At 65.6% G+C, this 23,489-nt stretch carries 26 protein-coding genes; 9 read left to right on the forward strand and 17 right to left on the reverse strand.

Features of this window, described 5'->3' with window-relative positions; all coding sequences use genetic code 11:
• Positions 1 to 76: 76 nt before the first annotated feature.
• The 5 genes from IE126_RS05010 to IE126_RS05030 form a co-directional block, all read right to left on the reverse strand.
• Positions 77 to 244 carry a hypothetical protein gene (locus IE126_RS05010; protein ID WP_189380358.1) on the reverse strand — a complete coding sequence of 56 codons (168 nt, stop codon included), beginning with the start codon at positions 242 to 244 and terminating at the stop codon, positions 77 to 79.
• 2 nt (positions 245 to 246) lie between these two features.
• Positions 247 to 765 carry a hypothetical protein gene (locus IE126_RS05015; RefSeq protein ID WP_189380359.1) on the reverse strand — a complete coding sequence of 173 codons (519 nt, stop codon included), beginning with the start codon at positions 763 to 765 and terminating at the stop codon, positions 247 to 249.
• A 2-nt stretch (positions 766 to 767) separates the two neighbouring features.
• A complete protein-coding gene (locus tag IE126_RS05020) occupies positions 768 to 1,025 on the reverse strand; it encodes a hypothetical protein (RefSeq protein ID WP_189380360.1) in 258 nt (85 codons plus the stop codon).
• Complete coding sequence (locus tag IE126_RS05025) at positions 1,022 to 1,537, reverse strand: hypothetical protein (RefSeq protein ID WP_189380361.1); 516 nt, start codon at positions 1,535 to 1,537, stop codon at positions 1,022 to 1,024. The genes IE126_RS05020 and IE126_RS05025 overlap by 4 nt, the downstream gene beginning before the upstream one ends.
• 243 nt (positions 1,538 to 1,780) lie before the next feature.
• Positions 1,781 to 2,203: a DUF4156 domain-containing protein gene (locus IE126_RS05030; protein WP_189380362.1), complete on the reverse strand. Its 423-nt coding sequence runs from the start codon at positions 2,201 to 2,203 to the stop codon at positions 1,781 to 1,783.
• Between the two features lie 284 nt (positions 2,204 to 2,487).
• Between IE126_RS05030 and IE126_RS05035 the strand changes: the two genes are divergently transcribed.
• Entirely contained in the window at positions 2,488 to 3,237 is a 750-nt protein-coding gene (locus IE126_RS05035; RefSeq protein WP_054304540.1) for a rhomboid family intramembrane serine protease, read from the forward strand.
• Here IE126_RS05035 and IE126_RS05040 read toward each other — a convergent pair whose 3' ends face one another.
• The gene (locus IE126_RS05040; RefSeq protein ID WP_054304539.1) at positions 3,238 to 4,026 is read right to left on the reverse strand and encodes an inositol monophosphatase family protein; all 789 of its coding nucleotides are present in this window, start codon (positions 4,024 to 4,026) and stop codon (positions 3,238 to 3,240) included.
• 200 nt (positions 4,027 to 4,226) lie between these two features.
• Between IE126_RS05040 and ppk2 the strand changes: the two genes are divergently transcribed.
• Positions 4,227 to 5,144, forward strand: coding sequence for a polyphosphate kinase 2 (gene ppk2 / locus IE126_RS05045; protein ID WP_054304538.1), 918 nt, complete (start codon positions 4,227 to 4,229; stop codon positions 5,142 to 5,144).
• A 3-nt stretch (positions 5,145 to 5,147) separates the two neighbouring features.
• On the opposite strand, the gene IE126_RS05050 is transcribed toward ppk2, so the two are convergent.
• The gene (locus IE126_RS05050) at positions 5,148 to 6,089 is read right to left on the reverse strand and encodes a calcium-binding protein (protein ID WP_054304537.1); all 942 of its coding nucleotides are present in this window, start codon (positions 6,087 to 6,089) and stop codon (positions 5,148 to 5,150) included.
• A 73-nt stretch (positions 6,090 to 6,162) separates the two neighbouring features.
• Positions 6,163 to 7,065 (reverse strand): LysR family transcriptional regulator, encoded by a 903-nt coding sequence (locus IE126_RS05055; protein WP_054304536.1) that lies wholly within the window; start codon positions 7,063 to 7,065, stop codon positions 6,163 to 6,165.
• Positions 7,066 to 7,156: 91 nt separating this feature from the next.
• Here IE126_RS05055 and metF point away from each other — a divergent pair, with 91 nt between their 5' ends.
• Positions 7,157 to 8,023, forward strand: a complete 867-nt coding sequence (gene metF / locus IE126_RS05060) for a methylenetetrahydrofolate reductase [NAD(P)H] (RefSeq protein ID WP_189380363.1) — start codon at positions 7,157 to 7,159, stop codon at positions 8,021 to 8,023.
• A 52-nt stretch (positions 8,024 to 8,075) separates the two neighbouring features.
• Here the strand turns inward: metF and msrQ are convergent, their stop codons facing one another.
• From msrQ to IE126_RS05075, 3 genes are read right to left on the reverse strand one after another with little or no spacing between them, the layout of a single operon-like run.
• On the reverse strand, positions 8,076 to 8,690 hold the full coding sequence (msrQ, locus tag IE126_RS05065) for a protein-methionine-sulfoxide reductase heme-binding subunit MsrQ (protein ID WP_108127355.1): 615 nt from the start codon (positions 8,688 to 8,690) through the stop codon (positions 8,076 to 8,078).
• Positions 8,690 to 9,598: a protein-methionine-sulfoxide reductase catalytic subunit MsrP gene (gene msrP, locus IE126_RS05070; protein WP_189380364.1), complete on the reverse strand. Its 909-nt coding sequence runs from the start codon at positions 9,596 to 9,598 to the stop codon at positions 8,690 to 8,692. Before msrP ends, msrQ begins: the two co-directional genes overlap by 1 nt.
• Before the next feature lie 60 nt (positions 9,599 to 9,658).
• Positions 9,659 to 10,543 carry an asparaginase domain-containing protein gene (locus tag IE126_RS05075; RefSeq protein ID WP_189380365.1) on the reverse strand — a complete coding sequence of 295 codons (885 nt, stop codon included), beginning with the start codon at positions 10,541 to 10,543 and terminating at the stop codon, positions 9,659 to 9,661.
• A gap of 110 nt (positions 10,544 to 10,653) precedes the next feature.
• On the opposite strand from IE126_RS05075, the gene aroQ reads away from it, so the two are divergent.
• The 3 genes from aroQ to IE126_RS05090 are packed head-to-tail and all read left to right on the forward strand — an operon-like array spanning position 10,654 to position 13,332.
• The gene (gene aroQ / locus IE126_RS05080; protein WP_054304532.1) at positions 10,654 to 11,094 is read left to right on the forward strand and encodes a type II 3-dehydroquinate dehydratase; all 441 of its coding nucleotides are present in this window, start codon (positions 10,654 to 10,656) and stop codon (positions 11,092 to 11,094) included.
• A 5-nt stretch (positions 11,095 to 11,099) separates the two neighbouring features.
• Positions 11,100 to 12,254, forward strand: coding sequence for an AMP-binding protein (locus IE126_RS05085; RefSeq protein ID WP_189380366.1), 1,155 nt, complete (start codon positions 11,100 to 11,102; stop codon positions 12,252 to 12,254).
• Positions 12,247 to 13,332, forward strand: coding sequence for a thiolase family protein (locus IE126_RS05090; RefSeq protein ID WP_189380367.1), 1,086 nt, complete (start codon positions 12,247 to 12,249; stop codon positions 13,330 to 13,332). The genes IE126_RS05085 and IE126_RS05090 overlap by 8 nt, the downstream gene beginning before the upstream one ends.
• Positions 13,333 to 13,478: 146 nt before the next feature.
• On the opposite strand, the gene IE126_RS05095 is transcribed toward IE126_RS05090, so the two are convergent.
• The 4 genes from IE126_RS05095 to IE126_RS05110 form a co-directional block, all read right to left on the reverse strand.
• Complete coding sequence (locus IE126_RS05095) at positions 13,479 to 14,021, reverse strand: biotin transporter BioY (RefSeq protein WP_189380368.1); 543 nt, start codon at positions 14,019 to 14,021, stop codon at positions 13,479 to 13,481.
• Positions 14,022 to 14,034: 13 nt separating this feature from the next.
• Positions 14,035 to 14,631, reverse strand: a complete 597-nt coding sequence (locus IE126_RS05100) for an energy-coupling factor transporter transmembrane component T (protein ID WP_108127345.1) — start codon at positions 14,629 to 14,631, stop codon at positions 14,035 to 14,037.
• Entirely contained in the window at positions 14,606 to 15,325 is a 720-nt protein-coding gene (locus IE126_RS05105; RefSeq protein ID WP_189380369.1) for an energy-coupling factor ABC transporter ATP-binding protein, read from the reverse strand. The genes IE126_RS05100 and IE126_RS05105 overlap by 26 nt, the downstream gene beginning before the upstream one ends.
• A gap of 144 nt (positions 15,326 to 15,469) precedes the next feature.
• Complete coding sequence (locus IE126_RS05110) at positions 15,470 to 16,747, reverse strand: 4-aminobutyrate--2-oxoglutarate transaminase (RefSeq protein ID WP_054304526.1); 1,278 nt, start codon at positions 16,745 to 16,747, stop codon at positions 15,470 to 15,472.
• A gap of 147 nt (positions 16,748 to 16,894) precedes the next feature.
• On the opposite strand from IE126_RS05110, the gene IE126_RS05115 reads away from it, so the two are divergent.
• Positions 16,895 to 17,872, forward strand: coding sequence for a formylglycine-generating enzyme family protein (locus tag IE126_RS05115; RefSeq protein ID WP_189380370.1), 978 nt, complete (start codon positions 16,895 to 16,897; stop codon positions 17,870 to 17,872).
• A 6-nt stretch (positions 17,873 to 17,878) separates the two neighbouring features.
• On the opposite strand, the gene IE126_RS05120 is transcribed toward IE126_RS05115, so the two are convergent.
• Positions 17,879 to 18,901 (reverse strand): GlxA family transcriptional regulator, encoded by a 1,023-nt coding sequence (locus tag IE126_RS05120; protein ID WP_189380371.1) that lies wholly within the window; start codon positions 18,899 to 18,901, stop codon positions 17,879 to 17,881.
• A 106-nt stretch (positions 18,902 to 19,007) separates the two neighbouring features.
• Between IE126_RS05120 and dprA the strand changes: the two genes are divergently transcribed.
• Entirely contained in the window at positions 19,008 to 20,159 is a 1,152-nt protein-coding gene (dprA, locus tag IE126_RS05125; protein ID WP_054304523.1) for a DNA-processing protein DprA, read from the forward strand.
• A 7-nt stretch (positions 20,160 to 20,166) separates the two neighbouring features.
• Here dprA and IE126_RS05130 read toward each other — a convergent pair whose 3' ends face one another.
• Positions 20,167 to 20,595 (reverse strand): hypothetical protein, encoded by a 429-nt coding sequence (locus IE126_RS05130; RefSeq protein WP_189380372.1) that lies wholly within the window; start codon positions 20,593 to 20,595, stop codon positions 20,167 to 20,169.
• A gap of 161 nt (positions 20,596 to 20,756) precedes the next feature.
• Here IE126_RS05130 and topA point away from each other — a divergent pair, with 161 nt between their 5' ends.
• Positions 20,757 to 23,477, forward strand: a complete 2,721-nt coding sequence (topA, locus tag IE126_RS05135) for a type I DNA topoisomerase (RefSeq protein WP_189380373.1) — start codon at positions 20,757 to 20,759, stop codon at positions 23,475 to 23,477.
• Positions 23,478 to 23,489 lie beyond the last annotated feature (12 nt).

Here is a 23,489-nt window from a genome sequence, read left to right on the forward strand (position 1 = left end):
CTTTGACCCCCTCGCTCTTCGCTTGGGGGAGGGTCACATGGGTCAAATCTCAGTGGAAATTATGCGCCTACACGGGTCACTTCTCAGTGGAAATCAACAGCTCGGGGTCTTCCCACGCCCTCGCCACACGGCTGCGAATGGCGGCGGTCGCATCATCGTGGAACGGAAGGGCGGCAGTCGCTTCCAGCAAGCGCGCCGCGCCGGGGTCGGAAAGGACCGCGTCTTGAAGCTGTTCGAGCGTCATGGTCAAAGCCCAGTCAGGTTCCAGTCGCGGGCAAGCGCCATGCGCCGCGCGCGGTCGGGGACCGCCATCAAGAACCTGATCTTCTCGACGTCGCTCATGTTCGCCGGATCGTGCTTCGCCGCATCCTCGGGCGGTGGCAGCCCAGCGGCGCGCGCTTCGGCAAACCGGCGCATCGCCTCACGCTCTTCGGCCAGCGCGTGCGCCGCGTCCCCGCTGCCGAAACGGTGCTGCGACACGCCCGCCTCGGTCTTCTGCGCCGGTTCAATCTTCGTCTTGGCCTTCGGTGGTACGCGGTCCTTGACCTTCTGCAACGCCGAAAGCTCGGTCATGTAGTCGTCCAGATCGTGCGCCCCGAGGACGCATGTCCGCACTGCGGTCAGCGATGCAACGTCCTCGTGGTCGAGCTGGACTCCGAACATCTCGCGGGCGGCGGTCACAACCTCGCCAGCGACCTTGACCCAGCGCTCCGAGAGCGTGGTGGAAGCGTTCACCATGTTGAAAAAGCTAGTGTTATCAGTCATTTTCAGTATCTCGCGATCATGCGGACGGAATCCACATCGTTGATTGTCGCACCGACAAAGCCGGGCTTTAGGTCGGCCTGATCAGCAAGCCGGGTCAGTTCGGAGGCGGACAGCCGGGTGCCGCGCAGTATCGCGCCAAAGACCTTTCCCTCGTCATTCAGAGCGTCTTTCAGGGCCTCGTCGGACTCGGTCCGGTCGAGGATTCGGCAGGAATTTTTGTGCGAATACAGCACGTTGCGCAGCCACTGGATTCGGGTCATGCTGCCACCGCGTCCTCGCTGCCCGCATTCACCAGCGCGAAGGCCGGGGCGAATGCTGTCCAGTCAATCAGGGGCGGCAGACCAAGAATGACCCAGCGCATAACCTCCGAATGCAGCAGCAGCTTGCGATTCAAGGTCTCGATCATCGGCAGATAGCCCGCCCCGCCGCGCGAGGCAGACAGCCCGGCGAGAAACTGCGAGCGCGCCTTCGCGTACCGCCCGCGCGCGGACTCGGACAGGCAGCCATCTAGGCGCAGCGCCGAGTCCATGACCTCGGGGCCTGACCCCACGTAGATTGAATGATCGTCAGTTGCAGCGCGTATCATCGCGCCGATCTGTTCGGCACGGTACAGGCGCGGAATCACGTCCGCGACGGCGAAAGCATGTTCACGCCCACCGCGACCACGCGGCGGCAGCTTAGTGAACGGCAGGCCCGTGAGACGTCGCGCGACGGTGGGCGGGTGTACGCCCATGGCTTCCGCAGCACGGCGGAGGGTGATGGATAGAGGCATGATACTGCTCAGGATTGTTGCATGTCCGTCTGTGCCCCCGGCACTTTCGGTATGCTTGAATACTGCCACAAAACGAATCAGATGTCAATGAAAGTGAAATTTCGTTTTTGAAGTGAATTCAGATTGTCAAGTGGGGTGTATCATGAATATGTGGGGTGTGGAAGAGGGGCGGCGGAACGGTCGGGCGGATGTGAAAAAGGCCCGCTGACGCGGGCCTTGAGCTATTCAGCCTGTCGCGCAGTGTCACGGGCAGCGGTAAGCGTCGGCGTGCGAGATCGTCCCATCATCGTTTGAAACGGTCTGGGTCAGCACAAATGCGTTGCCGCCCCGTTTCGCTACCTCGTTTCTGACTTTGTTCAGCGCGCTTTGAGCGTCACCGCCCGTCGTCCATGCGAAGTACTCCGAACCCGCCACAGGGCCTAGGAAGGTGCATCGCTCGGCGGTGGCAAGTGATAGTTGCCGAACCCTCTGGGCCTCTGCGGTGAGGTCGGTAACGCATCCGGCCAGAAGGATGGGAAACGCGGAAAGAATGAGTGGGCGCATGAATGACTCACGTGTTGATTGCAGCGCGAGATTGACGTGGCGTTGGTAGTTCGGCAAGGGCGGCAGGGTATCAATCGGCGTCAGCCGAAGATTCGGCTTCAAGCTGATATTGCGCCTTGACATGCCGAATCAGTGCCCAGTCACTTTGCACAAAGTTTGCACAGGCTTTGCACAAAATTCAAAAATGAACCGATTGGTTTAGCTGTAAGTAATTGAAATATATCATGTTCGCGAACCTATGGGCGAGAAGTGCGAGATTCGAATCTTCTCGCCCCGACCATCTTGATCCTCTCTCAGCCTTTTTGCCCGTCTCTGTTTCAGGCGCGGGAGGCGTTGCCCGGAGCGGCAACGCGCCTCGTTTACGCCGGTCACTTGACGCGCGGCGCGGGATCGGGAAGCGTGAGCGGATGTTTCCGATCCGTGACCATAACCCTTCGGGGCGTACCCCGTACATCACCTGGGCGCTGATCGCGGCCAATGTGGCGATTTTCGTCAGCTACTGGCTGGTGCTGCCCGATGGCGCGGCGCTGGACGGGTTTTTCTACCGCTACGGGCTGGTGCCAGCCGATCTGATACACGGGGGCCATTACGGCGGGCTGCTGACCGCGATGTTCCTGCACGGCGGCTGGGCCCATCTGCTGGGGAACATGCTGTTTCTTTGGATCTTCGGCGACAATCTGGAAGACCAGTTCGGCCATGCGGGTTTTCTGGGCTTCTATCTGGCCTGCGGCCTCGCTGCGGCTTTCGCGCAGGTGGCGGCTGAACCGTCTTCGCCCGTTCCCATGGTTGGCGCCTCGGGGGCGATTGCGGGCGTGATGGGGGGCTATCTGTTGCTGTTTCCGCGCGCGCGGGTCGATGTGCTGGTGATCTTCGTGATCTTCTTCCGCATCTTCGCCATTCCGGCCTGGGCGGTGCTGGGGATCTGGTTCGCGCTGCAACTGGTATCGGGCATCAGCACACCAACCGATATGGGCGGCGTTGCGTATTGGGCGCATGCGGGCGGTTTCGTGGCAGGCTTCGTGCTGACGCTTCTGGTGTGGCTGCGGCGCGGTGGCCCCGGCTTCTGGCGGCGGACCGAGGGACACCCGGCCCATCCGCCCGCCACTTACCGGCTGTCGCGCAGCCGGGTGCCGGTGGTCCCCCGGCGCGGCCGCTGATCACTCGCCGCGGATGATCTTGCGGAAGGGCTCGAACAGGGCCTCGTTGGCGCAGATGACAGAGCCGCTTTCGAGGATGTCCTGCCCCTCGCGGATGCCCGACATCAGGCCACCGGCCTCTTTCACCAGCAGGATACCGGCCGCAATGTCCCAGATCTTGTTGCCACGTTCCCAGAAGCCGTCGTAACGCCCCGCCGCAACCCAGGCGAGGTCGAGCGAGGCGGAGCCGAGCCGCCGCACCCCGGCGGTGGCGGGCATCAGTCGGGCGAGATCCTGAAACACGGCGGGCAGGCCGAGCTTTGCACCGAAAGGCACGCCGGTGGAAAACAGCGCCTCATGCATATGGCGACGGCCCGAGACGCGCAGACGCTTGTCGTTCATCCACGACCCGGCGCCTTTTTCGGCCCAGTAAAGCTCATCCTTCGCGGCGTCGAACACGACGGCCGAGGTGATCTCGCCCTTGTGTTCCAGCGCGATGGAAACCGCCCAGTGCGGGATGCCGTGCAGGAAGTTGGTGGTGCCGTCCAGCGGATCGACGATCCAGCGGCGGGTCGGGTCTTGCCCGGCTTCCTCGCCGGTTTCCTCGCCCAGCCAGCCATAGGTCGGGCGGGCACCCATCAGCTCTTCCTTGATGATGCGTTCCGCCTCGCGGTCGGCCTTCGACACGAAGTCGCCCGGACCCTTGGCCGAGACCTGAAGGTTTTCCACCTCGCGGAAGTCTTTCACAAGGCTGCGGCCGGCCTTGCGGGCCGCCTTGATCATCACGTTCAGGTTGGCGCTGCCTTGCATCGGCTTTCCTCGGTTCGTTCGGTCATGTCGGATGTTCAAGCCGGGGCTTCTAGACCGGAATGCACGCTTTGTGAAGGGGGCGGGGCATTGTCTTGCATCCGGCACCGCCGGGGACAGATGTTATCAATCTGTCACGAAACCGTCATGTGGACATGGTTTGTCTCGGCGCGAAACGACCGTGCGCAGGACAGGGGGCGGTGATGAACGGCGAAGAGGATCTTCCGGGGCGTGACTGGCTGGCGGCAGAGCTGGCTGATACGCTGGACGAGGAATACGAGCTGGAGCTGGAAGATGTGGCAATTTCCGAGGAAATCGCCCGTATCTACAAGGAGAAGCACCCGAATGCGTTGGACCGTGTCACCTACATGCATGCGCTGATCCGGCTGCAGTCGGAACTGATCAAGTTGCAGGACTGGGTGGTGCATTCCGGTGAAAAGGTCGTGGTGCTGTTCGAGGGGCGCGACTCGGCCGGGAAGGGGGGCGTCATCAAGCGCATCACCCAGCGGCTGAACCCGCGCGTGGTGCGCACCGTGGCGCTGCCCGCGCCCACCGAACGCGAGCGCAGCCAGTGGTATTTCCAGCGCTATGTGCCGCATCTGCCAGCGGCGGGGGAAATCGTGCTGTTCGACCGAAGCTGGTATAACCGCGCCGGGGTTGAGCGGGTGATGGGGTTCGCCACCGAGGATCAGGTAGAAGAGTTCTTCCGTGACGTGCCGGAGTTTGAACGGATGCTGGTGCGTTCGGGTATCCGGCTGGTGAAATACTGGTTCTCGATCACCGACGAGGAACAGCAGTTTCGCTTTCTCATGCGCATCCATGATCCGATGAAACAATGGAAGCTCAGCCCGATGGACCTGCAATCGCGGGTGCGGTGGGAGCGTTATACCAAGGCCAAGGAACAGATGTTCGCCCGCACCAATATCGCGGAAGCACCATGGTATATCGTGGAGGGCAATGACAAGAAGCGCGCTCGGCTGAACTGTATCGACCATTTCCTGAGCATGGTGCCCTATGGCCCTGTCCCGCACGAGGAAATCCACTTGCCGGATCGCGTGTTCAATCCGTCCTATGAACGGGCGGTGCTGCCGCCCGAGTTGTATGTGCCGTCGAAATACTGACGCTTACAGCAGGATGTCGCTGGCGCCGAGCGTGTCGACATTCAGCAGGCCGATACGGAAATCGGCGAGACCGTCGCCGTTGGTGTCGCCTTCAAGGATCTGACCGGCAAAGCGCAGCTCGCCCGCCGTGCCGCTGAAGCCCTGCGCGCCGATGAAGTCGAACGCGTCATTGGCGCGGGTGGTGGCATCGGCGTCGATGCCGCGCAGGTCGATCCGGTCACGCTGTGCGGTGCTGAAATCCGTCACGAGGTCGATGGCATCCGAGGCCATCGCCGCCTCGGCGGCGCTGCGCCAGACAAAAGTATCGGCACCGCCGCGTCCGGTCAGCTGGTCAAAGCCCAGTCCGCCGGTCAGCACGTTACGGCCATTGGTGCCGAACAGCGCATCATCCGCGCCCGAGCCGATGGCGTTCTCGATGCCGCGCAGGGTTTCAAAACGGTTGGCGCCGGTCTGGGTACGGCCTGCACCCAGATCGACAGTCACACCGCTGCCGCCCTGGGTGAAATCATCCGCGCGCGGCTCATAGCTGATGGTGTCACGACCCTTGCCGCCGACGAAAGTGTTCTGCCAGCCGACGGAGTGGAAAATGTCGTTGCCGGTGCCACCCAGATAGGTGCTCTGGAAGGTCGAGACGGCGAATGTGTCCCTGCCCGCGCCGCCCGAAACACGGTCGCCGCGGTCGGTGGCGAAGCTGCCGAAGCCGGTGCTGACATAAATATCGTTCCCCGCGCCGAGCGAGATCACATTGCCCTGTTCGATCCGGCTGATCACAGAATCGTCGCCTGCGCCGGCGAGCACGCGGTTCAGCCCGCCCAGATCATCGTCGCGGTCCAGAAGCACGCTGTCCTTGCCGCCGCCCATCACCAGCGTCAGCCGGGTGTTTTCGGGGGCAAAGCCCTGACGGAAGCTGTCGTCGCCATTGGTGAAACGGATCGTGCGGGCCATGGGGGATCTCCTTCTCTGATACGCTCACCCTGCCATGGCACGCCGGGCGCGGCTGTTCCCGAAGGAACAGGGTTCAGCCGCGTTGCAGCTTCACCGCCTCGGTGCGCCCCAGACGCAGGAAATGCGCCATGTAGGGCTGGGTCGCATCCTCGGTGCGCGTGGCAGCGTACAGCCGTTTCGACGGGTTCCCCGCCAGCGGGCGCAGCGCATAATCGGGATTGTCACGCACCCCGCGCAGCACCCAGTCGGGCAGCACGGAAACCCCGCGATTCGAGCCGACCAGCATCAGGATCACCGCCGTCAGTTCGGCCTGCCGGTGCCCGCGCGGCTCTACCTTGGCGGGGGTCAGCAATTCGGTGAACACATCCAGCTTGTCGCGGCTGACGGGGTAGGTGATCAGCATCTGATCGCGCAGATCCTCGGCACTGATCGCGGCCTTGCCCGCCAGCGGATTGGCGGAGGATGCAACCAGCGTGGGGTGATAGTCGAACAGCGGGTTGAACACCACGCCCGGCAGGTCGGTCGGGTTCGAGGTGATGACCAGATCGACTTCCTCGCGGTCGAGCGCGGGGAAGGCATCGAAGGCCAGGCCCGCGCGGATGTCCACATCCACATCGGGCCAGGCGTGGCGGAATTTCTCCAGCACCGGGAACAGCCAGTCGAAACAGGCGTGACATTCCAGCGTGATATGCAGCCGCCCGGTCTTGCCCGCGCGCAGGGCACGAAACTCGTCCTCCAGCGCCTCAACCTCGGGCAGCACCTTGTCGGCCAGCCGCAGCATGCGCTGCCCGGCGGCGGAAAGCTTCAGAGGTTTTGAACGGCGCACGAACAGTTCGACCCCCGCCTGCTCCTCCAGCCCCTTCACCTGATGGCTCAGGGCCGATTGAGTCATGTTCAGCATGTCGGCGGCGCGGGCCAGCCCGCCGCAATCATGGATGGCGCGGATGGTGCGCAGGTGGCGCAGCTCGAAATACATGAAGCGGCCTCATGTTGATCTTGAGAATTATGAATTTGTCTCACAGGCCGCTTTCCGGCACAAGGGACACACCGCAAACACGGAGCAGATCATGACGACCCCGCGCATCTCGTTCGAGTTCTTCCCGCCCCAGACGCTGGATGCGTCGTTCAAACTGTGGGAAACCGTGCAGATGCTGGCGCCGCTGCGTCCGACATTTGCCTCGGTCACCTACGGCGCGGGCGGCACCACCCGCAAGCTGACGCATGAGGCGGTCACCACCATCGGGCGCAACTATGGCCTGAACGTCGCGGCGCATCTGACTTGTGTGGAGGCGACCAAGGCCGAGACGCTGGAAATCGCGACGGCCTATGCTGACGCCGGTGTGCGTGAAATCGTGGCGCTGCGCGGCGATGCGCCGAAGGGCGCGACCCGCTTCACCCCGCATCCTGAAGGCTTTGCCAACAGCGTGGAACTGATCGAGGCGCTGGCCGCCACCGGCAAATTCACCCTGCGCGTCGGCGCCTACCCCGAACCGCACCCCGATGCCGCCGATACGCTGGCCGATGTGCGCTGGCTGAAACGCAAGCTGGATGCCGGTGCAACCTCGGCCATCACCCAGTTCTTCTTCGAGGCCGAAACCTTCCTGCGCTTCCGCGATCTTTGCGCAAAGGAGGGCATCACCGCCCCGATCATCCCCGGCATCCTGCCGATCGAGAATTTCGCGGGCGTCAAGAAATTCGCGTCGCGCTGCGGGGCACAGGTGCCGCAGTGGCTCGATGATGCCTATGCCACCGCAAAACGCGATGGCCGCGAGGAGTTGCTGTCGGTCGCGCTGTGCACCGAACTGTGCGACGAACTGATTTCGGAAGGGGTGGAAGACCTGCACTTCTACACCCTGAACCGTCCGCATCTCACGCGTGATGTCTGTCACGCGCTGGGGATCTCTCCCGAGGTGGCGCTGGAAAAGGTGGCCTGACAGGCCCTTTCCGGCAAACCTGCGCCCGGTCCCTTGCGGCCCGGGCGTTTTTTTATGCAGGCACCCGGCGCGGGGCGGCGCGCGGGATCAGGCGCAAACCCAGCAGGGCGAGGATGGCGCCCATATAGATCAGCGGCTCGGCGGGCCAGGCCTTGACCAGCATGATGAAATGCAGCCCCGCCAACATGGCGGCGGGGTAGGTCAGCCAGTGCAGACGCTGCCAGGCGGCGGCGCCCATCCGGCGGATCGCGGCATTGTTCGAGGTGACGGCCAGTGGCAGCAGCATCAGGAAAGCCGCAAAGCCGACGATGATATAGGGCCGCTTCACCAGATCTGCGCCTATTTCCGACCAGCGGAATTGCAGGTCCAGCGTGATCCAGACCAGCAGATGCAGTGCCGCGTACACGAAGGCCAGCACGCCAATCTGGCGCCGGAAGCGGATGAGGTTCAGCCCGGCAAATCGGCGCAGCGGTGTGATGCACAGCCCTGCCACGATCAGTTGCAGCGCAACCTCGCCGACGCGGTGTTCGATGGTCTTGACCGGATCGACGCCCAGATTTCCGGTGAATACATCAACGACCAGCAGCAACGCGGGCAGCGCCCCCAGGGTGTAGACCATCCAGGGGCGCACCGGCCGCAAGGCGCGGTGGATCGTATCGCGCAGCATCAGTAATCCCTCGCCAGATCCTGCCCCTTGTAAAGATCGGCCACCAGATCCCCGTAACCATTGAACTTTTGCGTATCGACCCTAGACGCGAACAGGCCCGCACCGATGCGGCGCTCGGACGCCTGCGACCAGCGCGGGTGATCCACCTCCGGGTTCACATTGGCATAAAAGCCGTATTCCTTGGGCTGAAGCGCGTTCCAGGTTGTATAGGGCATGCGGTCGGTCAGTGTGATCTTCACCAGCGATTTCGCGGATTTGAACCCGTATTTCCACGGCACCACCAGCCGGATCGGCGCGCCGTTCTGGTTCGGCATCGGCTCGCCATAGATCCCGGTCGCCAGCAGGGTCAGCGGGTGCATCGCCTCGTCCATACGCAGCCCCTCGCGGTAGGGCCAGTCCAGCAGACCGGCCTTGACCCCCGGCATTTCCTCGGGCCGGGCCAGCGAGGTGAACTGCACGAATTTCGCGCCGGGTTGCACGCCGACACGATCCAGCACATGCGAAAGCTGCACGCCGTTCCACGGAATGATCATCGACCACGCCTCGACACAGCGGAAGCGGTAGATGCGTTCCTCGACCGGCATGCCCTTCAGCAGATCGCCAAGGTCGTAGCTGCCGGGGCGATCCACCAGCCCGTCAACCTCCACCGCCCAGGGGGAGGTGGTCAGCTTGCCCGCATGGGTGGCCGGGTCGGTCTTGTCGAAGCCGAATTCATAGAAATTGTTGTAGCCCGTGATGTCCTCAAGGCTGTTTGGCGCCTCGTCGGTGGAATAGGGGCCGGTCGCGGCCAGTGCGGGGCTGGCCGCCAGCGCCGCGCCCATGGTCATCATCAGCTGCCTGCGGTTCAGCCAGCCAGCCTTCGGGGTGACATCGGCCCAGCCGAGCCCGGAATTGTAGCGTTGCGCCATCGCGGTGCCTCCTGTCGCTTTTTCTATTCTACGGTCAGGAGAGGGCGAAAGTTACACCCTTCACGCGATCGTGCGCGGGGCGCGGTCCGAAAGATCCAGCCACAGCCGCGCCAGGGCGGCCTCGGCCGTTTCCAGACCGCCGTTTTCCACCCCGGCGGACCAGAGCGCGGCTCCGGCGGCATAGGCCCCCGGTTCCAGCCCGCCGCGCAGGCACTGGCTGACCGCGCGGATACGGCAGCCGCGCGCCGTGGCACGGGCCAGTGCTGCCACAATTGCGGGGTCGGACATCATGGTTCCGGCACCAAAGACCCGCAGCACAGCGGCATCCAGTGCCTCCAGCGCCGCCTCCAGCATCGCGGCGGGCAGGCCGGGCGACAGGCTGAGGATGGCAAGGCGCTTGTTTTCGTCAAACGGCGCCGGATGTGGCGCACGCGGAACGGGCGCTGGCTGGGGCAGGGCGGTGAAGGCATCCGGCGCGTGGCTGTCGATCTTGGCAAGACCGCCTGCGGGCAGCAGCGCGCCGCCAAGCGCGAGAAACACCCCGGCGCCTTGTTCGGCCAGTGCGGCCACCGCAAGGTCCAGATTGGCCTCGGCATCGCCGCCCATGCCCAGCGGCACCATGGCACCGCAGATCACCAGCCGCCGCCCCGACCCGGCCAGCGCCTGATCCAGCGCCGCGCCGGTATAGGCCAGTGTATCGGTGCCATGGGTCAGCAGAACCGCCCGGCCCGGATGATCCGCCATCAGCGTCAGGATGCGGTTCCATTCTGCCGGGCTGACATCGGCGCTGTCGCGCAGGGGGGCAAAGACCTCGGCCACCAGATCGGTGCCTCCGGGCAGCCGAGCGGCCAGCGCCGCCTCGACCAGCCCCGGTGCGGGGTGCAGCCCGTCCGGCCCCGGCGCCATGCCGATGGTGCCGCCGGTATGGATCAGTAGCAGCTTCATCCGCCCTCCCGTTTTCCATCGCTTGCCATGCCTGCCTGCGCGGGGCAAGCCATCTGGCCAGGGGGGGCGGGCATTGCTATCGTGGCGGCGATCCAGTGCAACGGGCAGACATGAAACCGATCCATATCCTCAACGGGCCGAACCTCAACCTGCTGGGCAAGCGACAGCCCGAGGTTTACGGCCATGAAACGCTGACTGATGTCGAGGCGCGCTGCGCCGCGCTGGCTGCCGATCTTGGGGTGGAACTGCATTTCGCGCAGTCGAACCACGAGGGCGCGATTGTCGAGATGATCCATACGGCGCGCGATGCCGCCTCGGCCATCGTCATCAACCCGGCCGCCTATACCCATACTTCGGTCGCCATTCTGGATGCGTTGAACGCCTTCGAGGGGCCGGTGATCGAGGTGCATATCTCGAATGTCCACAAGCGCGAGAGCTTTCGCCATCACTCCTATGTCTCGCTGCGGGCAGATGGGGTGATCGCGGGCTGCGGGACGGAAGGCTACCTTCTGGCGCTGCGCCGCGTGGTGTCGCTGCTGCGCGCGGGCTAGGCGGGGTGGAGAGCTTTCTCTGGCATCCGGTGGCGCGGGCGGTCGATGCGCGCGGCACGGTTTGCGAGGGGGCGGTGCCGGGGGCTGCGGTTCTGCCGGATCGTCCGGCGCTGGCCGCCTTGCAGTCTGCCATCGGGCATCCGGCGTTTCGTATCGGGGCGACGGAGGCTCCGCCGCCCGAACCGGGCAGGGTGCCGGTGTTTGAAACCCTGACCGGCGGCACCTCGGGCACGCCGAAACGCATCCGCCGCACGCAGGCATCCTGGATCGCCAGTTTCGCGGTGAATGCCCGGCTGTTCGGCATCGGGCCGGGCACGCGGGTCGCCGTATTGGGGCGGCTGGTGCATTCGCTGGCGCTTTATGGCGCGGTGGAGGCGCTGCATCTTGGGGCGGAGCTGCATCTGCTGGACGGTCTGCGCCCCGACCGGCAGCGCGCGGCGCTGGCAGCGCGGCGCGTGTCGCTGCTTTACGCGACGCCTGCGCAACTGCGCCTGCTGACCGAGGCGGGCGGCGCGCTGCCCGATCTGCGCCATATCGTCGTCGGCGGATCGAAGCTCGATCCGGGGCTGCGGGCGGTGTTGGCCGCTTTGGGTCCGGCGCGGGTAACCGAGTTTTACGGCGCGGCGGAGGCGAGCTTCATCGCCATGGCGGATGAAACGACCCCGCCCGACAGCGTGGGACGACCCTATCCCGGTGTTGAATTGCGCTGTGACACCGATGGCTTGTCCGTCAGATCGCCCTATCTGGCCGAGGGCTATGCCGGAGGCGGGGCCGGGGCCGAATGGCGTGACGGCTGGCTGCATCTGGATGAATTTGCCGAGTTGCGCGATGGCGCGCTGTTTCTGCGTGGCAGGGCCGGGCGGCGGGTGAAGATTGCCGATCAGAGCGTGTTCCCCGAGGAAATCGAACTGGCGCTGCTGGGCCTGCCCGGCGTGACGCGCGCCGCTGTTCTGCCGGTGGCCGATGGTTTGCGCGGGCAGGTTCTGGTGGCGGTTGTGGTCGGAGACCGGGCGGCAGAGCCTGCAATCCTTCAGGCCTTGCGCGCCGCTTTCGGCCCGCTGGCCGCGCCGCGCCGCGTGATCTGGCGCGACAGTTGGCCCGAGTTGCCCTCGGGCAAGACTGACCTCGCAGCGCTGGCGTGGGATCTGCCCGATGACTGAACCCCGCCTGATCGCCGCCCGCCGCAGCCCGGTGATGCCGCGTGGCGGCGCCTTCGCCGGTCTTGCCCTGCACGAACTGGCCGCGCCCGTGATTGCCGCCGTTCTGAAGGATGCAGGCATCGCGCTGGATCAGGTGGACGAGCTGATCCTGTCGAACGCGCTGGGGGCGGGCGGCAATCCGGCGCGGCTGGCGGCGCTGGCCGCGGGTTTGCCAGAGCGTGTCGCGGGGCTGAGCGTCGACCGCCAGTGTGCGGGCGGGCTGGATGCCATTGGCATTGCGGCGGCGCTGGTGGCGTCCGGGCAGGCAAGGGTGGTGCTGGCGGGCGGGGTGGAAAGCTATTCGCGCCGCCCCCTGCGGCTGGCACAGGCGCCCGGTCAGACGCCGCAACCTTATGACCGCCCGCCCTTCACCCCATGGCCCGACCGTGATCCGGACATGACCGATGCCGCCGCCGCACTGGCCGACCGGCTGGGGATTTCTGCCGCGCGCCAGCAGGCCTGGGCGGTGCGCAGCCATGCCCTTGCCCGCGCCAGCGCGCAGCCGGAAATCGTGCCGGTCGCGGGGCAGGACAGGGATGGTTTCACCCGCACGCTGACCCCGGCGCTGGCGGCCCGCGCACCACGTCTGGCGGGCAGCGTCAATGCCGCAACCACGGCGGTGGAGGCCGACGGCGCAGCTTTCGCGCTGGTCGTAGCGCCGGATATCGCGGCAAAGGCACGTCGCAGCCTGCGCATCCGCGCCTGTGCGACGCTGGGTGCCGCACCGGAAGAGCCGGGCCTGGCCCCGGTCGCCGCCATCCGCCGGGTGCTGGACCGCACCGGCCTTGCCCCCGATGGACTGGAGTGGATTGAGCTAATGGAAGCCTATGCCGTGCAGGCCCTTGCCTGCATGGACGCCTGTGCCCTGCCAGAGAAACGCGTCAATCCGGGCGGTGGGGCGCTGGCGCGAGGGCACCCCATCGGGGCCTCGGGGGCCATTCTGGTTGCCCGGCTGTTTCACGGGCTGCAACATGGCCCCGGCCTTGCCGCCATCGCGGCGGCCGGGGGTATCGGCTCGGCGCTGGTTCTGCAGGTCTGAGTCTGAGGGGGCTCCGCCCCGGCCTGCGGCCTTCCCCGGGATATTTGGACCAAGATAAAGAGCCGGATGGGCTTCTACCTTGCGGAAATATTCCCGGGGGTGAATGGCCGCAGCAAAGGGGGCAGGCCGCCCCCTTGGCAGATGGTTCAGCCGCGTGACAGCAGGGCCTGCGGGCGCACCCGTGCGAGGCCTTGCGTGATCGCCCCGGCGATGACCGCCTTCAGCAGGTCACCGGCAAAGAAGGGCAGGGCCAGACCGGCGGCCTCGGGCAGGGTCTTGCCCAGAACCGCAGCCATACCGGCAATGCCACAGGCATGCAGTACAACCAGACCCCCCAGGAAGGCGCCGCCGAAGGCGGCGATGCCCACAGGCGCGCGCCATTTCTCGACCACCAGACCGGCGACAAAGGCTGCCAGCGGGAAGCCCACCAGATAACCGGCAGTGGGCGAGACAAAGACACCAAGCCCGCCACGCCCGCCCGCCAGAAGCGGCAGACCCAGCGCGGTGAGGCCAAGGAACAGCAGCACCGCCAGCGTGCCGCGTTTCGCGCCCAGCACCGTGCCGCAGAGCATGATGCCCAGCGATTGCGCGGTGATCGGCACGCCCGAGGCGAGGTCGATCTTGGGCACGAGGCCCAGAACAGCGATAAGAGCAGCGAAAAGCGCGATATGGGTCAGGTTGCGTTCCATCGGGGGGATCTCCTCAAAGCCCGCCCCGCGCGCGCAGGGCCTCGGCCACATGATCAGCGTCATCCAGCGCGGTCAGCACCAGCGGCAGCACGATGGCCACCCCGGCGCGTTTCGGACTGCGCGCGCGCCATGCCTGCCGCAATTGCCCGGCCTTGTCCAGCAGAACCGGCGTGAAGCGGATGACCAGCGCGACCGCCAGCGCCAGCACGCGGGGGTTCAGCCCGAAGCGCGCGAAGGGGGTCAGAACCCGCTCGACCGCCGCCAGCATCGCATCCAGCCGGGTGGTCATCGTCACCAGATTGGCCAGCGCCACGGCAAAGACCATGCGGCCCGCAATGACCGCGCCTGCGCGAATTTCGCCCGTCCACAGATGCCAGAGCGTCAGCACCAGCAGAAACGGCCAGAGCATCCACAGCCGCCCCGCTGCCTCGCGGGTGAAGCCCCACCCCAGCACCAGATGCAGCGCCGCCAGCGCCAGCAGCGCGCCACCGATTACCGGCAGTGCCTGCACCGGAAAGATCAGCGCCGATCCCAGCGCGGCAGCGGCCAGCTTTGGCCCGGCAGGCCAGCGATGCGCTGCTGTCTCATGCGCCGAGGTCAGTGTCAGCATCGCTATCCCCCCGCCGCGCCATCTCGGCCCGGAATTCCTCCAGAACCCCGGCAGCGGCGCCGTCGCCCACCACGCGGCCGGCCTCAAGCCAGATCACCCGGTCGCAACCCGCCACCGCCTGCGGATCATGGCTGATGGTCACCAGCCGCTGCGGCAGGGATGCCAGCCTCCGCGACAGCCGCGCCTGCGTGGGTAAATCCAGTGCCGCGAAGGGTTCGTCCAGCAACAGTGTCGCCGGCTCCATCAGCAAAACCGCCATCAGACACAGCCATTGCTTCTGCCCTTGGCTCAGCGCTGTGACGGGCGCCGCCGCCCAATGCGCGCGGCCCTCTGCCGCGAGGCAGGTCCGCACCCGCGCCGTGGCCTCCCCGGCCCGCAGCCCCAGCTGACGCAGACCGAAGGCCAGTTCTTCCTCTACCGTGGGGAAGATGATCTGGTGATCAGGGTTCTGGAACAGGATGCCGATGGCCCGCAACATGGCCTTGCGATCCACCGCCGGGTCCACGCCTGCCACCCGGATCGTGCCGCCCGTCGGCGCCAACAGCCCTGCCATCAGCCGCAGCAATGTGGTTTTGCCCGATCCGTTGCGCCCGACGATGCCGATGCGCCTCTCATGCAGCGAAAGCGTGATGCCGTGCAGGACCGGCTTGCCCTGCACCGCATATTGCACCCCGGAAAACTCTATCCCGTCCATGCCGCCCGCATAGCGGTCACCCCGGCCGCGCACAACGAAAAAGGAGGGCAGAGCAAAAGGAGGGCATGAGGCCCCCCTTCATTTTCTGTCCATAAATATCCCGGGGGAGCGCCGAAGGCGCGGGGGCAGAGCCCCCAGCCCCGCTCAGCCCTGTTGCGCCGCCGCGACCGAGGCTTCCAGAATCTCCATCGCCTCGGCGAAATGCGCGTCGGGAATGGTGATCGGGGCAAGGAACCGCACGACGTTGCCGTAAACACCGCAGGTCAGCAGGATCAGCCCGCGCTTTTGCGCCTCGGCCCGCACCCGGCCGGTGAAGCCCGCATCGGGTTCCTTGGTCGAGGGATTGGCAAACTCCACCGCCACCATGAAGCCGGGGCCGCGGATGTCGACGATCTCGGGTGTGGTCGCGCGCAGCGATTCGAGCTTCTGTTTCAGCCGCGAGCCCAGCTCGTTGGCGCGGGCGCAAAGGTCTTCCTCCTCGATCACATCCAGCACGGCATGCGAGGCGGCGATGCCCAGCGGGTTGCCCGCATAGGTGCCGCCCAGACCGCCGGGATTGGCCGCATCCATCAGCTCTGCCTTGCCGGTCACTGCCGCCAGCGGCAGGCCACCCGCCAGACCCTTGGCCATGGTGGTCAGATCGGCCGCGACGCCATGCGCCTCCATGGCGAACAGGTGGCCGGTGCGGGCAAAGCCGGTCTGCACCTCGTCGGCAATCATCACGATGCCATGCTTGTCGCACAGCGCGCGGATCGCCTTCACCAGCTCGGTCGGCGCCGGGTAGAAGCCGCCTTCGCCCTGCACGGGTTCAAAGATGATCGCGGCGACGCGCGCCGGGTCCAGATCGGCCTTGAACAGCTTCTCGATCCCCGCCATCGCATCCCTGGCCGAAATCCCGTGCACATCCATCGGGAAGGGCACATGGAATACGCCCGGCATCATCGAGCCGAAGCCCTTCTTGTAGGGTTCCACCTTGCCGGTCAGCGCCATGCCCATGAAGGTGCGGCCGTGGAAGCCGCCGCCGAAGGCGATGACCGCATCGCGGCCGGTGGCGATGCGGGCGATCTTCACCGCATTCTCGCAGGCTTCGGCGCCGGTGGTGACGAAGATCGTCTTCTTGCGGAAATCGCCCGGCACCTTTTCATTCAGGCGCTCGGCGAGGCGGATGTAGTTCTCGTAGGGCATGACCTGATGGCAGGTATGGGTGAAGCGGCCCATCTGTTCGGCCACTGCCGCCATGACCTTCGGGTGGCAATGGCCGGTATTCACCACCGCGATGCCCGCAGCGAAGTCGATATAGCGATTGCCCTCAACATCCCAGACCTCGGCGTTCAGCGCCCGGTCAGCATAGATCTGCGTCTGCATCCCCACACCGCGCGAAATCGCCTCGTCCCGGCGGCTGGCCACTTCGGTATTCTTCATCTTTCTGGTCCTCATCTGCCCTAAGGGGAGTTGCGCCGCATTTGATCAAATATCCCAGCCGCAGGCAATGGGATTCGGCAGGTCTTGTGATCCGGGGAGGCACAAGGATACTGCCCCGAACGGATTTCGGAATGACGGGTTGGGGCGATGGGTTTCAGGTCTGGATTGTGGTGCATCACGCTGGGTCTCTGGGTGTCTTGCCTGCCGGCTGCGGGGCAGGGGCAGCAAAGCTATCTTCTGACCGATGGTCGAAGCCTCGCGCCGCTGGACATGTTCCGCGAATGTGATGCCTGTCCCGAAATGATCGTCATGCCGTCCGGCAGTTTTATGATGGGGGCAAAGCCCGGCGATTCTCGTAACCCGATTGACATGTTCCGCCCGAATGCGACCTTCCGCCTGCTTCCCCCCGGCAAGGAACCCTTCATCCCCGGCGAACATCCGCGCCATCGGGTCGAGATGGACATTCCCTTCGCCATGGGCCGTAACGAGGTCACCCATGCCGAATGGATGGCATGCGTGGACGCCGGTGCCTGCACCCGCGTGCCGAAACATGTGACTCCGACACTCAGCCGCGACATCCCGCTTGGCCCGAAGCATCCGGTCATCAATATCTCTTACCTCGACATGCAGGAGTATGTGCGGTGGCTGAATACGCTGGTCGGGGCGAAGGTTTATCGTCTGCCGACTGAAGCGGAATGGGAATATGCCGCCCGTGCGGGCACCGAAACCCGCTTTGCCCAGGGGGACGAGCTGACCTCGGATCAGGCGAATTTCAATGGCGAGGGCGAGGACAGGATGCGCGGCAATGCTGTTCCGATGTTCGCCTGGCGGGACACGCCGGTCGAAGTGGATGCACTGGATGCTGCAAACGGCTGGGGCCTGCGCCACATGTCAGGCAATGTCAGTGAAAGGACACTCTCCTGCTGGACTGAGGGCGGGCACCTCGGCCTTGCCAGAGACAGTGCCTATTTGGCAAATGCGCTGTCACAGCAAGAATGCAATCGGGTCGAACGCGGCGGCGCCTTCACGGATGGCATGGATTACGCCCGTCCTGCGGCGCGTGGCGGTGCCATCGAATCATATCGCAGGTATATGGCCGGCTTCCGCCTCATCCGGCAGTTCTGACCGGCGTCAGGCCCGGAAATGTGAGAAGCGATAGGGCGAGACGCCGTATTTCTTGCGGAAACTTTTCGAGAAATGGCTGCTGGAGGCGTAGCCGCAGGCGACGGCCACTTCGGTTACGCTAAGGTCGGTTTCGGCCAGAAGGGCGCGGCCGTGTTGCAGCCGCAGGTCATTCATGTAGCGCACCGGGGTGACGCCGAGATAACGATTGAACAGACGTTCGATCTGGCGCCGCGATACGCCAAGGTGATCGGCACAGGCGTCCAGATCAAATTCCTCCTCGATCCGCGCCTCAAGGAAGGCCACGGCCTTGATGAGCTTTTCGTTCCGCGTGCCCAGCCGCGCCGCCAGCGAGGTGACCTGCTCGTCCGCCTCGTCGCGCCGCTGGGTCAGCAGGCACATGTTCATGACCTCCTGGCTCAGTTCGGCACCGTAATGGTCATGGATCAGTTTCAGCATCAGGTCGGCGGCAGCAACGCCGCCCGCGCAGGTCACGATCCGGTCGTCAAGACAGAACACCTGCCGCGCCGGGGTCAGATCGGGGAAGGTTTCGGAAAAGCCGCTCAGGTTTTCCCAATGCAGAGTGAAACGTCGCCCCTTCAGGATACCCGCCCGCGCCAGAGCATAGGCGCCGGTGCACAGCCCGCCCACCGTGCGGCCACGCCGCCACTGGTTGCGCACCCAGTCACCCAGCGTCGCGCCCATCGTGACCTCGGGCTGCACGCCACCGCAGATCAGCACATGGCCCTGCGGCTGCGCGGCGCTCAGCGGCCCGTCGGGCATCACCGGCACGCCGTTGGAGCAGCGCACCGGCTGACCGTCTTCCGAGAAGGTCTGCCAGCGGAACAGGATCTGCCCGGTGAGCTGATTCGCCACCCGCAATGGCTCGATGGCCGAGGTGAAGGCCAGCATGGTGAAGCGCGGGGCCAGAACGAAGGTGACATGCACCGGCTCGATGACTTTCGGCAGCGTGACATGTGCCACGCCGCGCGCCACGTATCGCTGCGAATCCTCGGTCAGATCGGTGCTCATCCGATTGCCGTAGCGCGGCCTGTGAATTGTCGCAAGCGGCAGTTGGTGTTTACCGCTGGTTAACCCTTTCCGGGCCAGTCTGGCCCTGCGAATGAGGAGCGGAATCATGGCGCCCGGACCGGACTGTGACACCCCACACCCCACCCACCCCTTCACGGAACAGGAACGGCTGTCCTGGCTGCGCCTCATTCGCTCCCGCAGGGTCGGGCCGGTGACGTTTCACCGGCTGCTGGCGGAACACGGTACCGCGCAGGCGGCGCTTGCGGCGCTGCCCGATGTGGCGCGCGCGGCGGGGGTGAATGATTACGCGGCCTGCCCGGTGGAGGTGGCTTTGCATGAGATGCGTGCGGCACGGGCTGCCGGGGCGCGTATGGTTTGTCGGGGCGAGGCGGCATACCCCGAACATCTGGCGGGCCTGCCGGATGCGCCGCCGGTTCTGTGGCTGCGCGGCGATGCGGCGCTGCTGGCCCGGCCCATGGTGGCGCTGGTGGGGGCCCGCAATGCCTCCAGCCTGGGTATCCGCATGGCGCGGCGGCTGGCCGGGGCACTGGGCGAGGCGGGGTTTGTCGTCGTATCGGGCCTTGCGCGCGGCATTGATGGCGAGGCGCATTCCGCTGCGCTGGGCACTGGCACCGTGGCGGTGATGGCGGGTGGGGTTGACGTGATCTATCCGGTGGAAAACGGCGGTCTTGCGGCCCGGATCGCGGCAGAAGGGGCTCTGCTGTCGGAACAGCCCATGGGCACGGAACCGCAGGCACGGCATTTCCCGCTGCGCAACCGCATCGTCTCGGGCCTTGCCCGCGCGGTGGTGGTGGTGGAGGCGGCGGCGCGCTCCGGCTCACTGATCACTGCGAAAGAGGCGGCGGATCAGGGGCGCGAGGTGCTGGCGGTGCCGGGCCATCCCTTCGACGCCCGCGCGGCGGGTTGCAACCAGCTGATCCGGGAAGGGGCAACCTTGGTGCGCTCGGCTGAGGATGTGATCGAAGCACTTGGCCAGGTGCCCGCGCCCGCCGCGCGCGCCCATGCCGCATTGCCTGACGGGGTGCTTCCCGGCCCGGTGCCCGCCCGCCGACCGCTGGCCGAGATTGCGGCGCTGCATCGCAAGATCCTTGACCGGCTGTCGCCCAGCCCGGTGGCCGAGGATCAGCTGATCCGCGATCTGGCGGTGCCCGCGCATGAGGTCGCACCGCAGCTTCTGACGCTGGAACTGGAGGGGCGGGTACTGCGCCAGCCCGGCGGTCTGATCTGCCGGGCGTGAGGCGGGATCAGCAGACCTCGGGCGTGACCGCGGCCCATTGCGGGCACAGCGCCGGATCGGCCCACCAGGCATCTGTGGCCCCGATGGCCCAATGGGCCACGGTCCAGCTTTGGCCGGATTTCCACAGAAGCGCCTGCATGTTGGCACCATCCATGAATTCCGGGTCCAGCCCCTGCTGCCGTATCATCGGGGTCTGTGCCATGTCGATCTCGCCGCCGCCCGGCCGCTGGGCACTGACCATGGCGAATCCCGCGCGGCCGTCGACGCGCAGCGTGTGGACAACGAACTCCACCGGCGCACCGAGGTTCATCTCGGCCAGGGGGCGCATCGCATCCATCATGGCGCGTCGGTTGGCGGTGCCGCGGGCGGGTTCGGTCCAGGCGGCGGCGGGATGGGGCAGGGCGAGGCAGAGGCTCAGAACCAGGGCAAGGCGCATCGAAATCAACCGGATCAAAGGGAAATCCGGCGCAGATTGCGCGGTCTTCACGCTTCCGTCAAACCCGATTGCGGGCTTGACGACACGGCCCTGCCTTGACATGGGTGCCCGGTCATACACATGTTTCGGCGCCCCCGATGGGCAGGGCGCAAGAGGTTTTCATGGCAGTCGTCGTCGTCGAGTCACCGGCCAAGGCCAAGACAATCAACAAATATCTTGGCTCCGACTATACGGTGCTGGCCTCCTATGGCCATGTCCGTGACCTGCCGCCGAAGGATGGTTCGGTCGATCCCGAGCATGATTTCGACATGAAATGGGAGGTCGCCTCGGACAGCAAGAAGCATGTCCGGGCCATCGCCGAGGCGCTGAAAACCGATGACGAACTGATCCTCGCCACCGACCCTGACCGCGAGGGCGAGGCGATTTCGTGGCACCTGAAAGAGGCGCTGGCCTCCAGCCTGAAGAAGGGCAAGAAGGTCAGCCGCGTCACCTTCAACGCCATCACCAAGGCCGCCGTGACCGAAGCGATGAAGAACCCGCGCGAGGTGGATGCCGCGCTGGTCGATGCCTATCTGGCCCGACGCGCGCTTGATTATCTGGTGGGCTTCACGCTCTCGCCGGTGTTGTGGCGCAAGCTGCCGGGTGCGAAATCGGCGGGGCGGGTGCAGTCGGTCTGTCTGCGGCTGATTGTCGAACGGGAAATGGAGATCGAGGCCTTCCGCGCCCGCGAATACTGGAGCGTGGTTGCCATGCTCGACACGCCGCGCGGCCAGAGCTTCGAGGCGAAGCTGACCGTGCTGGGCGGCAGGAAGCTCGACAAGTTCGACATCCCGACCGCCGAAGCGGCCGAACTGGCGGTGCAGGCGGTGCAATCGCGCGAGTTGCGCGTGGCGGCGGTGGAATCGAAACCCGCCAGCCGCAACCCCTTTCCGCCCTTCATGACCTCGACCCTGCAACAGGAGGCCAGCCGCAAGTTCGGCATGGGCGCCAAGGCCACGATGTCAGCGGCGCAGCGGCTCTATGAAGCCGGGCATATCACCTATATGCGGACGGACGGCATCGACATGGCACCCGAGGCGGTGATGGCGGCGCGGGCCGAGATCAAGGATCGCTTCGGCGCCGAATATGTGCCGGACAGCCCGCGCATGTATAAAAACAAGGCCAAGAACGCGCAGGAAGCCCACGAATGTATCCGCCCGACCGATATGTCGGCGGCGCCCGAAAAGCTGCGTTTGACCGAGGCGGACCAGCGCAAACTTTATGACCTGATCTGGAAGCGTACGATCGCCAGCCAGATGGCGGCAGCACGGCTGGAGCGGACAGCGGTGGATGTGACCAGCCCCGACGGCCAGGTCACGCTGCGCGCCAACGGGCAGGTGGTGATGTTCGACGGTTTCCTCAAGGTCTATGACGAAGGCCGTGACGAGGATGGCGATGACGAGGGCCGCCTGCCGCAGATCATGCAGGGCGAGACGGTGAAACCCGCTGCCGGTGCCTATCGCGCCGATTTCGCCAAGGCGGTTTTTGCCGAAGGCGAACCGGCGCCGGTCGGCGGCGACATCCGTCGGGCGCAAAACATGATGCTGGGCAAGACAGAGGCGGTGAAGGGCATGCAGCACTTCACCCAGCCGCCGGCGCGCTACACCGAGGCGACACTGGTCAAGCGGATGGAGGAACTCGGCATCGGCCGGCCCTCGACCTATGCTTCGATCATCTCGACCATCCAGGACCGCGAATATGTGCGGAAGGACAAGAACCGCCTGATCCCCGAAGACAAGGGGCGGCTGGTTACGGCCTTCCTGACCAACTTCTTCCGCCGCTATGTTGAGTATGATTTCACCGCCGAGCTTGAGGGCGAGCTGGACGATGTGTCGGCGGGCGAGCGCGACTACAAGGAAGTGCTGGCGCGGTTCTGGCGCGATTTCTCGGCCGCCGTGGCGGAAACCGCTGATCTGCGCATCGGCGAGGTGCTGGAGCGGCTCGATGATTTCCTCGCGCCGCATCTTTACCCGGCGCGGGCCGATGGCGGCGATCCGCGATCCTGCCCGGTCTGCGGTTCGGGACGGCTGCATCTGAAGACGGCGCGGTCTGGCGGGGCCTTCATCGGCTGCGGCAATTACCCGGAATGCCGCTATACGCGGCCGATTTCGGTGGGCGACGATTCGGGTGCGATCACCCCGGACGGCAAGGTGCTGGGGCAGGACGAGGACGGCCAGCCGATCACCCTGCGCGCCGGGCGCTTTGGCCCCTATGTGCAGAAGGGCGATGCGGACGAGGCCAATCCCAAGCCGCCGCGCGCCAGCCTGCCCAAGGGCTGGTCGCCGGAAAGCATTGATCTGGAACGCGCACTGATGCTTCTGAACCTGCCGCGTCCCATCGGCCCGCACCCCGAGGATGGCGCGCTGGTCGAGGCCGGGATCGGCCGCTTCGGCCCCTATGTGAAGCATAACAGCACCTATGCCAACCTGCCCGAGGTGGACGAGGTCTTTACCATCGGCATGAACCGTGCGGTCGAAGTGCTGGCGCTCAAAGCCTCCCGCGGGCGGGGGGCGAGCGCGCCGGCCCAGCCGCTGAAGGAGTTGGGCGAGCACCCGGACGGCGGCGTCATCGCTGTGATGCCGGGGCGCTACGGTCCTTATGTGAAATGGGAGAAGGTCAATGCGACCCTGCCCAAGGGCATGGAGCCGGAGGCCATTACTTTTGACGAGGCGCTGGCGCTGATCGCGGAAAAGGCGGGCAAGAAGGGCGGGGCCAAGAAGGCGGCCAAGCCCAAAGCGGCGGCAAAGCCGAAGGCAGAGGCAAAACCCAAGGCAACGAAGGCCAAAGCCGAAGCCAGGCCGAAGAAGGCCGCAGGCAAGAAGGCTGCCGACGCAGAAAGCTGAAACAGAAAAAGG

The organism is Gemmobacter nanjingensis (assembly GCF_014652195.1).
Taxonomy (GTDB): Bacteria; Pseudomonadota; Alphaproteobacteria; order Rhodobacterales; family Rhodobacteraceae; genus Gemmobacter; species Gemmobacter caeni.

Excerpts from the sequence above, each read along its gene's own strand:
- IE126_RS05030 (WP_189380362.1), bottom strand. The coding sequence starts at position 2,203 with ATGTCAAGGCGCAATATCAGCTTGAAGCCGAATCTTCGGCTGACGCCG.
- metF (WP_189380363.1), top strand. The coding sequence starts at position 7,157 with ATGACGACCCCGCGCATCTCGTTCGAGTTCTTCCCGCCCCAGACGCTG.
- topA (WP_189380373.1), top strand. The coding sequence starts at position 20,757 with ATGGCAGTCGTCGTCGTCGAGTCACCGGCCAAGGCCAAGACAATCAAC.
- aroQ (WP_054304532.1), top strand. The coding sequence starts at position 10,654 with ATGAAACCGATCCATATCCTCAACGGGCCGAACCTCAACCTGCTGGGC.
- IE126_RS05090 (WP_189380367.1), top strand. The coding sequence starts at position 12,247 with ATGACTGAACCCCGCCTGATCGCCGCCCGCCGCAGCCCGGTGATGCCG.
- IE126_RS05035 (WP_054304540.1), top strand. The coding sequence starts at position 2,488 with ATGTTTCCGATCCGTGACCATAACCCTTCGGGGCGTACCCCGTACATC.
- IE126_RS05050 (WP_054304537.1), bottom strand. The coding sequence starts at position 6,089 with ATGGCCCGCACGATCCGTTTCACCAATGGCGACGACAGCTTCCGTCAG.
- msrP (WP_189380364.1), bottom strand. The coding sequence starts at position 9,598 with ATGGCGCAACGCTACAATTCCGGGCTCGGCTGGGCCGATGTCACCCCG.
- msrQ (WP_108127355.1), bottom strand. The coding sequence starts at position 8,690 with ATGCTGCGCGATACGATCCACCGCGCCTTGCGGCCGGTGCGCCCCTGG.
- IE126_RS05115 (WP_189380370.1), top strand. The coding sequence starts at position 16,895 with ATGGGTTTCAGGTCTGGATTGTGGTGCATCACGCTGGGTCTCTGGGTG.
- IE126_RS05110 (WP_054304526.1), bottom strand. The coding sequence starts at position 16,747 with ATGAAGAATACCGAAGTGGCCAGCCGCCGGGACGAGGCGATTTCGCGC.
- IE126_RS05105 (WP_189380369.1), bottom strand. The coding sequence starts at position 15,325 with ATGGACGGGATAGAGTTTTCCGGGGTGCAATATGCGGTGCAGGGCAAG.
- IE126_RS05025 (WP_189380361.1), bottom strand. The coding sequence starts at position 1,537 with ATGCCTCTATCCATCACCCTCCGCCGTGCTGCGGAAGCCATGGGCGTA.
- IE126_RS05100 (WP_108127345.1), bottom strand. The coding sequence starts at position 14,631 with ATGCTGACACTGACCTCGGCGCATGAGACAGCAGCGCATCGCTGGCCT.
- IE126_RS05055 (WP_054304536.1), bottom strand. The coding sequence starts at position 7,065 with ATGTATTTCGAGCTGCGCCACCTGCGCACCATCCGCGCCATCCATGAT.
- IE126_RS05020 (WP_189380360.1), bottom strand. The coding sequence starts at position 1,025 with ATGACCCGAATCCAGTGGCTGCGCAACGTGCTGTATTCGCACAAAAAT.
- IE126_RS05015 (WP_189380359.1), bottom strand. The coding sequence starts at position 765 with ATGACTGATAACACTAGCTTTTTCAACATGGTGAACGCTTCCACCACG.
- IE126_RS05095 (WP_189380368.1), bottom strand. The coding sequence starts at position 14,021 with ATGGAACGCAACCTGACCCATATCGCGCTTTTCGCTGCTCTTATCGCT.
- IE126_RS05130 (WP_189380372.1), bottom strand. The coding sequence starts at position 20,595 with ATGCGCCTTGCCCTGGTTCTGAGCCTCTGCCTCGCCCTGCCCCATCCC.
- IE126_RS05010 (WP_189380358.1), bottom strand. The coding sequence starts at position 244 with ATGACGCTCGAACAGCTTCAAGACGCGGTCCTTTCCGACCCCGGCGCG.
- IE126_RS05075 (WP_189380365.1), bottom strand. The coding sequence starts at position 10,543 with ATGAAGCTGCTACTGATCCATACCGGCGGCACCATCGGCATGGCGCCG.
- IE126_RS05120 (WP_189380371.1), bottom strand. The coding sequence starts at position 18,901 with ATGAGCACCGATCTGACCGAGGATTCGCAGCGATACGTGGCGCGCGGC.
- dprA (WP_054304523.1), top strand. The coding sequence starts at position 19,008 with ATGGCGCCCGGACCGGACTGTGACACCCCACACCCCACCCACCCCTTC.
- ppk2 (WP_054304538.1), top strand. The coding sequence starts at position 4,227 with ATGAACGGCGAAGAGGATCTTCCGGGGCGTGACTGGCTGGCGGCAGAG.
- IE126_RS05040 (WP_054304539.1), bottom strand. The coding sequence starts at position 4,026 with ATGCAAGGCAGCGCCAACCTGAACGTGATGATCAAGGCGGCCCGCAAG.